Below are 14,725 nucleotides of genomic sequence, written 5' to 3'. Positions count from 1 at the left end.
TTTGAAACCTTGGTTCCACCCGCGCGGCCCCGCGTCCAGCGATTTGAGGAAATCCGTAACCAAAAGTGGGCGCGTGCGGAGCAAACCGCGCGCAAAAAAGGGCCACCCGGGGAGACCGGGTGGCCCTGGAGGCTGCTGACCGGTTGGGAGATCAGTAGCGGTAATTGATTCCGAACAGGAAGGTCCGGCCGTAGGACTGGTGGTCGATCACGCGACGCTCATCGCCCGCCTCATAGGTGTAGAAGGGCTCGTCGGTGGCGTTGTTGACCTGGGCCAGGAAGGACAGGCCTTCCAGCGGGCCCGACTCGAACTGGTAGCCGATCTGCGCGTCGACGATGTTCTCCGCCCCGACCTGACGCAGGGTGCGTCCGTTGCCGAAGCCCGCGACCTCGCCCAGGAATTCCGAGCGGTAGCGGTTCGAGACACGCGCCTGGAAGCCGTCCCGTTCATAGTACAGCGTCAGGTTGGCGACGGTTTCCGACAGGCCCGGGATGGGCGTGGCCGGGTTGCCCGGATCCGGCTGGATGCTGCTCTCGGTCTGCGAGATCGAGAACTGGCCGCCGAAGCCTTCCAGCCAGGGCGAGATGAAGTCGAACGGCGTGGAGACGGTGAACTCGGCGCCGTAGATCTCGCCGCCCTCGCCGTTTTCCGGACGGGTGTAGTTGCCGATCCGGTAGACCGCGCCGGTGGGCGGGTAGCCGGTGAAGTCGACCTGGGTCGTGCGGTCGTAAACGTAGGTCTCCAGGTCCTTGTAGAAGACTGCCAGCGAGACGTAGGCCGAGCGACCGAAATACTGCTCGAACGACAGGTCGAAGACGTTGGCCAGCCACGGACGCAGTTCCGGGTTGCCGCCGCCGCCGGTGAAGGGCGGGTTCGACGGATCATAGACCGGGAAGTTGGGCAGCGGGTTGGACGGATCATCCAGCGCCGCGTTGTAGCTGAAGGTCCGGCTGGCGCGCATCTGGTCCATCCGGGGACGGGCCATGGTGCGGGCGGCCGACACGCGCAGGAAGCGCTGGTCGCCGACCTCGAAGATCAGGTTGGCGCTGGGCAGCAGCTCCCAGTAGTCGTCGCCGCCCGAGACGGCGATCGATTCCGAGATGCCCGTGCCGAGCTGGCGGGCGGCGAAGCCGTCCGAGTGCTGCTCGGTGTGGGTCGCCTGGATCCCGAAATTACCGGTCAGCGGCATGCCGAACATCTCGGTGTCGAGGCTCAGCTTCACGAACGGGGTGAAGACCTTTTCCTCGACGTACCAGTTGCCCGCGCGCACGTCGGCGTTCGGGTTGCGGACCATGTTGTAGAAACCGCTCTGGACCAGGCCGAGGGCGTCGTAGCTGATCATCCGCGGGATGCCGAGGTAGTCCAGCGAGGTCGGCTCGAGGCGGAACTCGACCGGAACCACCGCCGAGGCGCCGCCCGGGACCGCGAGGAACCACTGGTCGTTGACCAGTTCCTTCTCGCGCTGCGAGCGGTAGAAGCCGACCTCGATGGCCGACACCGGACCCCAGTCGACATTGGCGTCCAGCGCCATGCGGATGCCGGCCATTTCGTCGCTGACCGACGGGCTGTTCAGATAGCCGTCCTGGCCGCCCGGGATCACGTCGCCGCCCCAGCCCTGCGGGCTGGTCAGGCGGATCAGGTTGAAGTCGCCGTAGTCCAGGGTCGGGGAGAAGCGGGTGATGTCGTCGCCGGTGCGGAACTGGATCGTGTCCGTCGCGCCCAGCGGACCGCGGCCGGTGCCGGCGTAGGTCTCGAGGATCTGGTCGGTGCGGTCGACGTTCGAATAGTTGACGTCGGCGCTCAGGGTGACGTTCTCGCTGACGTACACCTCGGTGTTCCAGCCCAGCGACATCATGGTGCTTTCGCGGGTGTTCACGTCGTTGCGGACCACCCCCTTCACGCCGGTGTAGGTCCCCTCGGTGACCATGCCGTCCTCGACGGTGTAGCCCGGCTGCAGGGTCGCCGACGACCAGAACAGCGGCAGCTCGATGCCGCGCAGGATCTGGCTGTTGTCGAAGGTCGAGTAGAAGGCGTCGAACGTCATGTGCAGACGCTCGTTCGGGCGCAGCTCGAGAACACCGACGTAGCCGTCGCGCTCAAGCTCGCTCGACATCACATAGGGCTTGGCGCCGCCGATGACGCGCGGGCCGCCGCCGCTGACTTCCGGATAGCCCCAGGCGTTGAAGCGCTCGGACTGGTAGGGCGACTCGATGTGGGCGTAGCCCAGCACCAGGCCGATGGTGTCGTCGGCGAACTGGTCAATGTAGGAGACGCTGTAACGGACGCCGTGGTCGGTCGAGCCCGCGTTCAGCGCGCCCATGTCGTTCAGCTCGTAGCGCAGGTTCATCGCCAGGGTCTGGCGGCCGTACTCCAGCGGGCGGATGACGCGCAGGTCGGCGGTGCCGGCCAGACCCTGACCGATCAGGGCCCCGTCGGGGGTCTTGTAAACCACCACGCTGCCCAGCAGCTCCGAAGGATACTGGTCGAACTCGACGCCGCGGTTGTCGCCGGTCGAGACCTGTTCGCGGCCGTTCAGCAAGGCCGTGGTGAAGTCCGGGCCCAGGCCGCGGATCGAGATCACCTGGCTGCGGCCGTCGAGGCGCTGGGTGGTCAGGCCGGGCAGACGTCCCAGCGATTCCGCGATCGAGACGTCCGGCAGCTTGCCGATGTCTTCGGCGGTGACGACCTCGACGATCGAGGTTTCGTTCCGCTTGGTCGCGATCGAGCTTTCGATCGCCGACCGGATGCCGGTCACGACGACCTCGTCGATTTCGGTCGGTTCGTCCTGCGCGGACTGGGCCGACGCAGTGTTGGCGAAGGCCAGCATGGCCACGGCGCCGATGGCCGCTCCGCCGAGAAGGCGCGCACGCCGGGTCATACGGGTGTTCATCTCATTCCTCCCAGAACCGGCGCCTTCTGTCGAAGCGTCCGGCATTACCGCAAAGTAATGCAAACTTTGAGCAGGCTTGCAAGCACCTCGGCCGCAGCGAACGCCGATCCGTGTTCGAAATGTGACGGCTGCGCCCCTCCATGCTGCGATGCACAAAAGCCTTTGGCCTTGCAGCGCCGCAATTTGGCCCGGTCAAATGGGCGGATTGACATGCGCCCGATCGGCTGCAAAATCTTGCAAACTGATCCAGCGAGCCACGCCGTTCGCGGACACGGGAGGATGCAGCATGGACAGACGGCGCCGGCGGCCACGCACCGCCCGTACACTCCTGCTTTCGGCGATTCTGGCCGCTGCCGCGGGCGCTGCGACCGCCCAGACCCCCTCCGCGGACGCCCTGCGGCAGCGCCCGCCGGAAGATGAGGTCATCTATTTCCTGCTGCCGGACCGGTTCGCCAACGGCGATGCCGCGAACGACTCCGGCGGCCTGACCGGCGATCGGCTGGTCACCGGCTATGACCCGACCGACCCCGGCTTCTACCATGGCGGCGACCTGCGCGGCCTGACGGAGCGTCTGGACTACATCCAGGGCCTGGGCGTCACAGCCCTGTGGATCGCCCCCGTATTCGCCAACAAGCCGGTGCAGGGTCCGCCCGGACACGAAAGCGCGGCCTACCACGGCTACTGGATCACCGACTTCACCCGGGTGGACCCGCATTTCGGGACCAACGAAGACTTCCGTGACCTTGTCGAGGCCGCCCACGCGCGCGGGATGAAGGTCTATCTGGACATCGTCATCAACCACACCGCCGACGTCATCCGCTATCGGGAGTGCCCCGCGAACGACTGCGATTACCGCTGGCGGGGGGACTATCCCTACCAGCGCCGCGGCGGACTGGACGGCGCGGCGATCAACCCGGGCTTCACCGGCGCGGCCGGCTCGGACTTCTCGACCCTGACCCGGCCGGACTACGCCTACACGCCCTACATCCCGGCGGGAGAGGAAGTCCTCAAGGCCCCGGCCTGGCTGAACGACGTCAGCCTCTACCACAACCGGGGCAACAGCGCCTGGTACAGCGAGGCCCGCCTGGACGGCGACTTCGCCGGTCTGGATGACCTGTTCACCGAGCATCCGCGCGTGGTGCAGGGCTTCATCGATCTCTACGGCGACTGGATCGACCGGTACGGAATCGACGGCTACCGCATCGACACCGCCCGCCACGTCAATCCGGAGTTCTGGCAGGCCTTCGTCCCCGCCATCCTCGAAAGGGCCCGCGCCCGCGGCATTCCGAACTTCCACATCTTCGGCGAGACCTTCGATTTCCAGACCGGCACGGCGGCCATGCACACCGTCGTCGACGGCCTGCCTACAGTTCTGGACTTCGCCTATCAGCAGACCGTCGAGCACCTGGTCACCGGCGCCTCGGCCCCGGACCGCATGGGCTATCTGCTGATGGAGGACGCCGTCTACGCGGGCGGCGTCGAAACCGCCCGCCGCCTGCCGACCTTCACCGGCAACCACGACATGGGCCGGATCGGCCACCTGATCCTGAAGGCCCGGCCGGACATCAGCGACGGCGAACTGCTGGAGCGGACCACCCTGGCCTACGCCCTCGTCCTCCTGGGGCGTGGCGTCCCGGTCATCTACTACGGCGACGAGCAGGGCTTCACCGGTGACGGCGACGACCGCCGCTCACGTCAGGACCTGTTCGAGACCCGCACCGCCTCCTACGCGGACGATCGCCGCATCGGACGGGCCTCGGGCGCCTACGACACCGACGCCGACATGTACCGGCGACTGGCCGAACTGACCCGCGTCCGCGCCGCGGACGCCCGTCTGCGCCACGGCCGCGTCGCGGTCCGCATCGCGGACCAGACCCCGGGCGTCCTGGCTGTTTCAAGACTTGATGACACGGGCGAGACCCTGGTGGTGTTCAACACCTCCACCGAAGCGCGCGACGTCAATGTGCCGGTCGAGACCGGCTCCACGCGTTGGCGCGCGCTCCTCGGCGCCTGCCCCACCCGCGAGGCCGCGCCCGGCGTCCTGTCCGTTTCCGTGCCCGCCCTGGGCTATCTTGTCTGCGTTTCCGAAGGTTGAGTGTGACCGCCCAGATGCTTGAACAGCCCGCCGCTGACGCCGCCGTCGACGCCGCCGAATGGTGGCGCGGCGCCGTCATCTATCAGGTCTATCCGCGCAGCTTCGCCGACACCAACGGCGACGGCGTCGGCGACCTGAACGGCGTGACCGCGCACCTTGAGCATATCGCCTCCCTCGGCGTCGACGCCGTGTGGCTGAGCCCCTTCTTCACCTCGCCCATGAAGGACTTCGGCTACGACGTGGCCGACTACTGCGACGTGGACCCGATCTTCGGCGACCTCTCCGCCTTCGAGGCCCTGATCGAGAAGGCGCACCGGCTGGGCCTGCGGATCATCATCGATCTGGTCTTCTCCCATACCTCGGAAGAACATCCGTGGTTCCGCGACAGCCGCCAGAGCCGGACCGGCGAGCACGCCGACTGGTACGTCTGGGCTGACGCGAGGCCCGACGGCTCGCCGCCGTCCAACTGGCAGTCCGTTTTCGGCGGCCCGGCCTGGACCTGGGACGCCCGCCGCGGCCAGTACTACATGCACAACTTCCTGCCCGAGCAACCCCAGTTGAACGTGCACAACCCGGTCGTTCAGGAGGCCTTGCTGGACGTCGCCCGCTTCTGGCTGGATCGGGGGGTCGACGGATTCCGCTTCGACGCCATCAACTTCTCGATGCACGATCCGAAGCTGACCGACAATCCGCCCCTGCCCGCGGGCGGCAAACGCACCCGGCCGTTCGACTTCCAGGACAAGATCCACAACCAGAGCCAGCCCCAGATCGCCGACTTCCTGAAGCGCATCCGGGCCCTGACCGACAGCTACGGCGGCCGGTTCAGCGTGGCCGAGGTCGGCGGCGATCACGCCGAACGCGAGATGCAGGCCTTCACCGCCGACGACGACCGGCTGAACAGCGCCTACGGCTTCCTCTACCTCTACGCCCCGGCGCTCCGCCGCGAGATGCTGCAACAGGCCGCGGCGACCTGGGACGGACGTCCCGGTCAGGGCTGGCCGTCCTGGACCTTCTCGAATCACGACGCCCCGCGCGCCATCTCGCGCTGGGCCGAGGACCGCGACCTGCACGCCGTCGCCGAAATGGCGATGCTGCTTCTGATGTGCCTGCGCGGCAACGTCTTCGTCTACTACGGCGAGGAGCTGGGCCTGCCGCAGGGCGAGGTGCCGTTCGACCGTCTGGTCGATCCCGAGGCCATCGCCAACTGGCCCCAGACGCTCGGCCGCGACGGCGCCCGCACCCCGATGCCCTGGGCCGCTTCCGCGCCCTTCGCCGGCTTCTCGACGGTCGAGCCCTGGCTCCCCGTTGATCCGCGCCATGCCGCTCTGGCGGTGGATGCGCAGGAGGTCGATCCGCGTTCGATGCTGCACACCACCCGTCGGCTGATCGCCACGCGGAAGGCGCACGCGGCGCTGTCCCGCGGCGCGCTGAAGATGCTGGACGCGCCCGAGGGCGTGGTGGCGTTCGAACGGAGTCTCGACGGCGAAGCCCTGCTGTGCGTGTTCAACCTCGGCCACGCCGAGGTCGACTGGACGGCGCCGTCCGGCTGGCGCGTGGTCGAGTCGGTCAACGTCGAGGCCGGCTCCGCCGGAACGCTCGCGCCGCTCGCCGGACTGGTGCTGACGGGCGAGCCCGGATGACGTCAGCCGCCGCAGCTCTCGCGCACGATCAGGTCGGTCGGAATGCGTTCCGAACGGCCGACCGAATCGCCGGGGTTGTCGATCAGCTTGGACACCAGCAGACGCCCGGCCTTCATCGTGTCCTGCGCGATGGTCGACAGCGCCGGGCGCGCATAGCGGCTGAACGGCACATTGTCGAAGCCGATGACGGAGACGTCCTCCGGCACGCGCAGACCCGCATGCAGCAGGGAGCGCACGGCGCCCAGGGCGATCTGGTCCGAGGCGCAGACAATACCGTCGAACTGCACGCCCCGTCGGATCAGGCCGTCCACCGACGCCTCTGCGGACTCGACCTCGAAATGGGCCTCCATGATGAGGTCCGGGTCGATGCCCAGTCCGGTCTGTTCGAGCGCCTCGAGGTAGCCGCGATGCCGCTGCATGGCCTCGGGCGGATCGAGGTCGCCCAGAAAGACGATACGCTTGCGCCCCAGCCGGGCCAGATGCCGCGTCGCGCGGCGACCGCCGGCCAGGTTGTCGGAGCCCACCGAGCAATAGGCCTGATCGGGCATCTCGGCGCCCCAGACGACAAATCGCCCGTCCGTCTCGGCCAGCCGGTTGAGGCTCTGGTGCAGGAAGGACTGCCCCAGAAAGATCACGCCGTCGGCGCGGGTGTTCATCGCCGCCGACAGATCGTCGTAACTGGTCGGAGCGAAATGGCTCATGATGACGTCGCAGCCGCGCTCCCGCGCCGCCTCGCCGACGCCGGCCAGCAGCTCCAGGAAGAACGGGTCGCTCAGCCGGCCCTCGCGCCCCTGCGGACGCGGCGTCACCAGGGCGATCACCCCGTCGGCGCCGACCGGGCCGGAGGGCATGTAGCGGCGGAACGGATAGTCGTGCTCGCGCGCCAGCTTCCAGATGAGCTGCTTGGTCCGGGCGTTGACCGCCGGGCTGTCGTTCAGCGCCCGCGAGGCCGTCGAGATCGACACGCCCGCCATCTTCGCCAGATCTTCAAGGCGGGTGTTTCGGCGGCTCACGTCACGGCTCCGGCTGGACTCACGGCTGCAAATTTTGCTGCAAACCTTGCTTGTTCTGCGCCGTCACGGTCGCGCTTGGCAAGTCCTGTTCGATGGAGCGTCCTCCCATGCTGACACGTCGCCTGCTGATCTCGAGCACGGCCCTGATGGCGGCCCTGCCTGCCCCGGCCTTCGCCCGCCAGACCGCCACGACGGCGAGGCCGGTCGGCGCCGCCTCGCCCGGGGGCGTTCTGTCGGTCGCCGTCGGCGTCACCGGCGAGGGACGCCCCGAGTACACCGTCTCCCGTCTCGGGCAGCCGGTCATCGCCGCCTCACGCCTCGGCTTCATCCTGACGGACGCGCCCAAGCTGGAACGCAATTTCACCGTCACCGCCGACGCCCCGACGCAGCATGACGACACCTGGGAGCAGCCCTGGGGAGAGCGGCGCTCGATCCGTAATCGCTACACCGAGTTCCGCGTCCATCTGACCGAACGGAGCAGTCTCGCGCGCCGGGTGGACGTCGTCTTCCGCCTGTATGACGACGGTCTGGGCTTCCGCTACGAATTCCCGGAGCAACCCAACCTGACGACTGTCCGCATCGGTGACGAACTGACCGAGTTCGCCGTCGCCGAGCCGGGCACGGCCTGGTGGATCCCGGCCTTCGAGTGGAACCGGGAGGAGTATCTCTACAACCGCACCGCCATCGAGTCCGTGGGCGTCGCCCAGACGCCGATCACCCTGCGCACCGACAACGGCCTGCACGTCTCGATCCACGAGGCGGCGCTGGTCGACTATTCGGCCATGAACCTGCGCCGGGTGGAAGGCGGGCGGCTGAAGGCGGCGCTGACGCCGGGCCTGACCAACGCGGCCGTCGAACGCACCGCCCCCTTCACCACCCCGTGGCGCACCCTGCAGATCGCCGACCGCGCGGGCGACCTGATCGAGTCCAGCCTGATCCTGAACCTGAACGAGCCCAACAGGCTGGGCGACGTCAGCTGGTTCAAGCCGATGAAATACGTCGGCATCTGGTGGGACATGCACCTGGACCGCAAGACCTGGGGCGCCGGTCCCAACCACGGCGCGACGACCGACTACACCCTCAGGCATATCGACTTCGCGGCCGAGCACGGCTTCGGCGGGGTGCTGGTCGAGGGCTGGAACAAGGGCTGGGACGGCGAGTGGTTCGGCAACGGCTGGGACTACAGCTTCACCGAGCCCTATCCGGACTGGGACATTGAACGCATCGCCGCCTACGGCCGGTCGAAGGGCGTCGAGATCATCGGCCATCACGAGACGGGCGGGAACGCCTTCCACTACGAACAGCAGATGGACGCGGGCTTCGCCCTGTACCAGCGGATGGGCTGGCATTCGGTGAAGACCGGCTATGTCGCCGACGCCGGCGGCGCGCGGGTGCGGGGACCGGACGGTCAGGCGCACCTGGGCTGGCATGAGAGCCAGGAGATGGTCCGCCACCACCAGCGGGTCATCGAATCCGCCGCCCGCCATCAGGTCGCGGTCAACGCCCACGAGCCGCTGAAGGACACCGGCCTGCGCCGGACCTGGCCGAACATCATCAGCCGTGAGGGCGCGCGCGGCATGGAGTACAACGCCTGGGGCCAGCCGGGAAATCCGCCGGAGCACGAGGTCAACCTCGTCTTCACCCGCCTGCTGGCCGGTCCTATGGACTTCACGCCGGGGATCTTCGGCATGACGACCCGCAGCCCGGACGGCGTGGCCACCACCTGGGCCAAGCAACTGGCGCTGTATGTGACCATCTACAGCCCGATCCAGATGGCCGCCGACGTGCTGGAGAACTACGAGGCCAACCCCGGCCCGTTCCAGTTCATCAAGGACGTGGTCACCGACTGGGAAGACACCCGCGTGCTGAACGGCGAGGTCGGCGACTACGTCACCATCGTCCGCAAGGACCGCAACTCCGACCAGTGGTTCCTCGGCGCCATCACCGACGAGCATCCGCGGACGCTGAGGGCCTCGCTGTCCTTCCTCGACCCGGGCCGCCGCTATCGCGCCGAGATCTACCGCGATGCGCCCGGCGCCCACTGGAAGACCAACCGCGAGGCCATCGAGATCCTGACGCAGGACGTCACCGCCGGCGACGCCCTGGACCTGCGCCTGGCCCCGGGCGGCGGTCAGGCCATCCGCTTCGTCCCGCTGGGCCGGAGCCGCCGCGCATGAGCGAGACCCTGACCGCCCTCGCCCGCGTCCGCCCGCGGCTGAGCCGGCTGGCGATCTGGAACATGTGCGTCGGCTTCTTCGGCATCCAGATCGGCTTCGGCCTGCAGAACGCCAACACCAGCCGGATCTTCCAGACCCTCGGCGCCGAGGTGGATTCCCTGGCCATCCTGTGGATCGCCGCCCCCCTGACCGGCCTGCTGGTCCAGCCGATCATCGGCCACTTCAGCGACCGCACCTGGGGCCGTCTCGGCCGACGTCGGCCCTACTTCCTCGTCGGCGCCGTCCTGACCACCCTGGCGCTGCTCGTCATGCCCAACAGCCCGTCGCTGTGGATCGCCGCCTCCATGCTCTGGATCATGGACGCCTCGATCAATGTGACGATGGAGCCGTTCCGCGCCTTCGTCGGCGACAACCTGCCGGAAGAGCAGCGCACCACCGGCTATGCGATGCAGAGCTTCTTCATCGGCGCGGGGGCGGTGTTCGCCTCCTGCCTGCCCTGGCTGCTGTCCAACGTCTTCCACATCGCCTCGACGGCGCCCGAGGGCGTCATCCCCGACAGCGTTCGCATCTCCTTTTACGTCGGCGCGGTCGGCTTGCTGACCGCCGTGCTCTGGACCGTCTTCACCACCCGTGAATACAGCCCCGAACAGATCGCCGCCTTCGAGTCCGATCGCGCGACCGTCGCGGAGGGCGACTCCGCCGCCCTGCGTCCGGCCGGCCGCTGGCTGACCGGCGGCCTGATCTGGATCGCCGTCGGCGCGCTCGGCTTCTGGGGCGTGATCGCCACCGGCCTGGCCCGGGACCTCCTGATCCTCACGGGCTTCATCGCCGGCTTCGGCCTGCTGCAGGTCGCGGTCGGCCTGTTCCGGCGCATGCAGGCCTCCAACGGCCTGACCGAGATCCTCGGCGACATCTTCGCCATGCCCCGCACCATGCGCGGTCTGGCGGTGGTCCAGTTCTTCAGCTGGTTCGCCCTGTTCGCCATGTGGATCTACATGACCCCGGCGGTGACGGCCGTGCATTTCAGCGCCGCCGACGCCACCTCCGCCGCCTATGGCCGCGGCGCCGACTGGGTCGGGGTCCTGATGGGAATCTACAACGGCGTCGCCGCCCTGGCCGCCTTCCTGATCCCGGTCCTGGCCCGCCGCATCGGCAAGCGCGGGGCGCATGCCGTCAATCTGGTGCTCGGAGCGGCCGGTCTGGCCGGCGTCTTCCTGATCCGCGACCCGGCCCTGTTGTGGCTGCCGATGATCGGCGTCGGCTTCGCCTGGGCGTCCATCGTCTCGATGCCCTACGCCATCCTGTCCAGCGCCGTGCCGGGCCGGAAGATGGGCGTCTACATGGGGGTGTTCAACATCTTCATCGTCGTGCCCCAACTGGTCGCCGCCACCCTGCTGGGCGCCCTGCTCAAGGGTCTGTTCGGCGAGCAGGCGATCTGGGCCCTGGCCATCGGCGCGGTCAGCTTCCTGATCGCCGCAGGCGCCAGCCTGCGGGTCCCGCAGGAGGCCGCATGACTCCGGACCGCCGCTCTGTCCTCGGCCTGATGGCGGCCCTGCCCTTCGCCGTTCCGACCGTCGTGCGCGCCGACGCGCCCGCTTCCGGACGGCTGGTCGAGCACCCGGGACTGGCGTCCGCGCACGCCGCCCCGCGCGACGTCACCGTCTGGCTGCCGCCCGGCTACGACGCCGCGCCGGACGCCCGCTGGCCCGTTCTCTACATGCATGACGGCCAGAACCTGTTCGACGGCGCCCGCGCCGCCTACGGCAAGGAATGGGGCGTCGACGAGCACCTGACCCGGCTGATCGCGGGCGGACAGGTTCGCGCCCCGATCGTCGTCGGGGTGCACAACACGCCGCTGCGCCTGCGCGAATACGTCCCCGCCGACCTGCTCCGGGCCCTGCCCGACGACATGCGTGGCGACATACAGTCGATCTACGGCGGCGCTCCCCTGTCGGACGGCTACGTCCGCTTCCTCGTGGAGGAGTTGAAGCCGCTGATCGACGGCGCCTACCGCACCCTGGCCGGGCCGGACGACACCGCGATCATGGGCTCCAGCATGGGCGGCCTGATCTCCCTCTATGCGATGATGAAGCGCCCCGACGTCTTCGGCGCGGCCGGTTGCGTCTCCACCCACTGGCCGCTGAAGATCGAAGGCCTCGAGGCGCCCGCTGCGCTCAACCCGTGGCGTGAACGGCTGGTCGACGCCTGGACCGGCGTGGTCCGCGCGGGCCTGCCCGACCCGGCCGCGCACCGGCTGTATTTTGATCGCGGCGACGAGACGCTGGATCAGTTCTACGCGGTCTTCCAGAGCCGTATCGACGACGCCGTCCGGGCCGCCGGCTGGGGCCCGGATCGCTTCCGCTCGCTGGTCTTCCCCGGCGCCGAGCACAACGAGGCCTCCTGGAACCAGCGCCTCGACGTTCCCCTGACCTTCCTGCTTCCGCCTGCCTGAGAGTTCGCCCCATGCGCATGTCCCCCCTCCTGCTCGCCGGCGCCGTGTTCGGCCTCGCGGGCTGCTCCACCCTTGAAGGCCTGAGGCCGGACGCCCCGTCCGAACCGGCGCCGAACGTCGTGGCGGTCGCCCCCGGGGCGCCGGGCGACGTCCCCACCTGGGTCAACGCCGCCAAGACCGGCGCCGGCGCGTCCTACGAAGCCTATGTCGACGGCCGCTATCGCGACGGCGGCCGCACCGGGACGGTGTCGAAGGTCTGGTTCTCGCTCGCCGACGGCGTCCTGACCGAGACCATGTACGGCCTGATCCACGAGGCCCAGATCAAGCAGATGCGCTTCGCCGTGGTCACCTCCACCGGCCTGTCGGTCGAGGGGACCGACACCACCAGCCGCACCGAATACCTGCACGTCGACGCCCTGGGCCGTCCGCTGTCGCCGGCCTATCGGGTGATCACCACCGACAAACAGGGGCGGTACGAGATCGAGAAGCGCATCTTTACCGACCCGGATCGTCAGGCCCTGGTCGTGCGGGTTGCGGTCAAGGCCCTGCGCGGCGACGTCACCCCCTACCTGCTGCTGGAGCCCCACATCGGCAACACCGGCGTCGGCGACAGCGGCGACGCAGTGGCGGGCGGCGGGACCGAGGACGCCGCCCTGTACGCCTGGGAAGGCGACACCCACCTGGCCCTGCGCAGCGACCGTCCGTTCACCCGGGCCAGCGTCGGCTTCGTCGGCGCGTCCGACGGGCTGACCGATCTGGCCGACGGGCGGCTGGACACCGTGTACCGGTCGACCGGCGAAACCACCGGCAACATCATGCTGACCGGCGCCCTGACCCGGGTGCGCGGCGGCCAGAGCCTTGAGCAGGATTTCGTCATCGGCTTCGGCCACTCGCGTCAGGACGCCCGCGCCGCCGCCGGCGGCAGTTTCGACACCGGTCTCGACGAAGTCCTCGCCCGCTTCAACGGCGAGGGCGAGCGGGAGGGTTGGGAGGACTATGTCGCCTCCCTGACCGACCTGAACCGCATCGCCGAACAGTCGACCGACGGCGGCAAGCTGGCCTACGCCTCGGCCCTGATGCTGAAAGTGCAGGAGGATCGCACCCACGCCGGCGCCCTGATCGCCTCGCTCAGCAATCCGTGGGGCGATACCGTCGACGCCACCAACAGCTCGACGGGCTACAAGGCCGTCTGGCCGCGCGACTTCTATCAGGTCGCCATGGCCCTGCTGGCGCTGGGCGACACGGAAACGCCGCACGCCGCCTTCCAGTACCTGCCGCAGGTCCAGGTTCGCGCCGACACGCCCGGCAACACCGGTTCGACCGGCTGGTTCCTGCAGAAGACCCACGTTGACGGCGAGATCGAGTGGGTCGGGGTCCAGCTGGACCAGACCGCCATGCCGATCATGCTGGGCTGGCGTCTGTGGAAGGCCGGCATCGTCTCCGACGCCGAAATGGCGGCCATGTACAGCCGTATGATCAAACCCGCCGCGGACTTCCTCGTGGACGGCGGCACGGCGGGCCTGCTGTGGAACGACCGGCGCATCACCCCGCCCTGGACCCAGCAGGAGCGCTGGGAGGAACAGGAAGGCCACTCGCCCTCGACCACCGCCGCGGTCATCGCCGGCCTGACGGTCGCCGCCGACCTCGCCCGGACCTCGAACGACGCCGCCTCGGCCGAACGCTATCTCGCCGCCGCCGACGACTACGCCTCGAAGATCGAGTCCCGGATGTTCACCACCTCGGGCGTCTATGGCGACGGCCGCTACTTCATGCGCCTCAGCCGCAATGACGATCCGAACGACCACGGCCTGCTGGGCGAGAACAACGGCCAGCCCGCCATGCCCGAGGACCGTATCATCGACGGCGGCTTCCTGGAGCTGGTGCGCTACGGCGTCCGCGGCGCCCTGGCGCCGTCGATCCTGGACTCCCTGCCCGAATATGACGACCAGGCGCGCGAGGATCGCTTCCGCGTCCGCTACGATCTGGACGGCGCCCCGGGCTTCCGCCGCTACGGCAATGACGGCTACGGCGAACAGGCCGACACCGGCGGCAACTACGGCGTCGGCGGGGTGATGCATCCCGGCCAGCGCGGCCGCGTGTGGCCGATCTTCACCGGGGAACGGGGCCACTATGAGCTGGCCGCCCTGCTGGCCATGCCTTCGGCCTCGCGCGACTGGATGGACGCCCAGGTCAACGGCATTCGCCAGACCTGGGTCCGTGGCATGGAGAGCTTCGCCAACGACGGCCTGTTGCTGCCCGAACAGGTCTGGGACGGCGTCGGCGACGACACCGCCCACGACTATCGCCGCGGCCAGGGCACCAACTCCGCCACCCCGCTGGCCTGGTCGCACGCCGAGTACATCAAGCTGCTGCGCTCGCTGGCCGACCGGCAGGTCTGGGACCGCTACGCCCCGGTCGCGGAACGGTACGCGCGCTGATGCTGGCGCGGAGCGATGGA

At 68.8% G+C, this 14,725-nt stretch carries 8 protein-coding genes; 6 read left to right on the top strand and 2 right to left on the bottom strand.

The annotated features are described in order from the left end of the window. Positions 1-151 precede the first annotated feature (151 nt). Positions 152-2,890, bottom strand: a complete 2,739-nt coding sequence (locus tag ACLQ7T_RS09295) for a TonB-dependent receptor (RefSeq protein WP_420479175.1) — start codon at positions 2,888-2,890, stop codon at positions 152-154. A 286-nt stretch (positions 2,891-3,176) separates the two neighbouring features. Between ACLQ7T_RS09295 and ACLQ7T_RS09290 the strand changes: the two genes are divergently transcribed. Both ACLQ7T_RS09290 and ACLQ7T_RS09285 read left to right on the top strand, forming a co-directional pair. Next, positions 3,177-4,985 carry an alpha-amylase family glycosyl hydrolase gene (locus ACLQ7T_RS09290; protein WP_420479174.1) on the top strand — a complete coding sequence of 603 codons (1,809 nt, stop codon included), beginning with the start codon at positions 3,177-3,179 and terminating at the stop codon, positions 4,983-4,985. 14 nt (positions 4,986-4,999) lie between these two features. Then, positions 5,000-6,625 (top strand): alpha-amylase family glycosyl hydrolase, encoded by a 1,626-nt coding sequence (locus ACLQ7T_RS09285; protein ID WP_420479213.1) that lies wholly within the window; start codon positions 5,000-5,002, stop codon positions 6,623-6,625. Between the two features lie 2 nt (positions 6,626-6,627). Here the strand turns inward: ACLQ7T_RS09285 and ACLQ7T_RS09280 are convergent, their stop codons facing one another. Beyond that, complete coding sequence (locus ACLQ7T_RS09280) at positions 6,628-7,671, bottom strand: LacI family DNA-binding transcriptional regulator (protein WP_420479212.1); 1,044 nt, start codon at positions 7,669-7,671, stop codon at positions 6,628-6,630. 74 nt (positions 7,672-7,745) lie between these two features. Here ACLQ7T_RS09280 and ACLQ7T_RS09275 point away from each other — a divergent pair, with 74 nt between their 5' ends. The 4 genes from ACLQ7T_RS09275 to ACLQ7T_RS09260 are packed head-to-tail and all read left to right on the top strand — an operon-like array spanning position 7,746 to position 14,705. Continuing rightward, positions 7,746-9,815: a glycoside hydrolase family 97 protein gene (locus ACLQ7T_RS09275; RefSeq protein WP_420479173.1), complete on the top strand. Its 2,070-nt coding sequence runs from the start codon at positions 7,746-7,748 to the stop codon at positions 9,813-9,815. Further along, positions 9,812-11,329, top strand: a complete 1,518-nt coding sequence (locus ACLQ7T_RS09270) for an MFS transporter (RefSeq protein ID WP_420479172.1) — start codon at positions 9,812-9,814, stop codon at positions 11,327-11,329. Before ACLQ7T_RS09275 ends, ACLQ7T_RS09270 begins: the two co-directional genes overlap by 4 nt. Next, a complete protein-coding gene (locus tag ACLQ7T_RS09265; protein ID WP_420479171.1) occupies positions 11,326-12,267 on the top strand; it encodes an alpha/beta hydrolase in 942 nt (313 codons plus the stop codon). The genes ACLQ7T_RS09270 and ACLQ7T_RS09265 overlap by 4 nt, the downstream gene beginning before the upstream one ends. A 17-nt stretch (positions 12,268-12,284) precedes the next feature. Further along, positions 12,285-14,705: a glucan 1,4-alpha-glucosidase gene (locus tag ACLQ7T_RS09260; protein ID WP_420479170.1), complete on the top strand. Its 2,421-nt coding sequence runs from the start codon at positions 12,285-12,287 to the stop codon at positions 14,703-14,705. Positions 14,706-14,725 lie beyond the last annotated feature (20 nt).

Source organism: Brevundimonas sediminis (assembly GCF_048799765.1).
Lineage (GTDB): Bacteria > Pseudomonadota > Alphaproteobacteria > Caulobacterales > Caulobacteraceae > Brevundimonas.
This window is presented reverse-complemented; position numbering and strand designations above follow the sequence as displayed.

Excerpts from the sequence above, each read along its gene's own strand:
- ACLQ7T_RS09295 (WP_420479175.1), bottom strand. The coding sequence starts at position 2,890 with ATGAACACCCGTATGACCCGGCGTGCGCGCCTTCTCGGCGGAGCGGCC.
- ACLQ7T_RS09290 (WP_420479174.1), top strand. The coding sequence starts at position 3,177 with ATGGACAGACGGCGCCGGCGGCCACGCACCGCCCGTACACTCCTGCTT.
- ACLQ7T_RS09285 (WP_420479213.1), top strand. The coding sequence starts at position 5,000 with ATGCTTGAACAGCCCGCCGCTGACGCCGCCGTCGACGCCGCCGAATGG.
- ACLQ7T_RS09275 (WP_420479173.1), top strand. The coding sequence starts at position 7,746 with ATGCTGACACGTCGCCTGCTGATCTCGAGCACGGCCCTGATGGCGGCC.
- ACLQ7T_RS09270 (WP_420479172.1), top strand. The coding sequence starts at position 9,812 with ATGAGCGAGACCCTGACCGCCCTCGCCCGCGTCCGCCCGCGGCTGAGC.
- ACLQ7T_RS09265 (WP_420479171.1), top strand. The coding sequence starts at position 11,326 with ATGACTCCGGACCGCCGCTCTGTCCTCGGCCTGATGGCGGCCCTGCCC.
- ACLQ7T_RS09260 (WP_420479170.1), top strand. The coding sequence starts at position 12,285 with ATGTCCCCCCTCCTGCTCGCCGGCGCCGTGTTCGGCCTCGCGGGCTGC.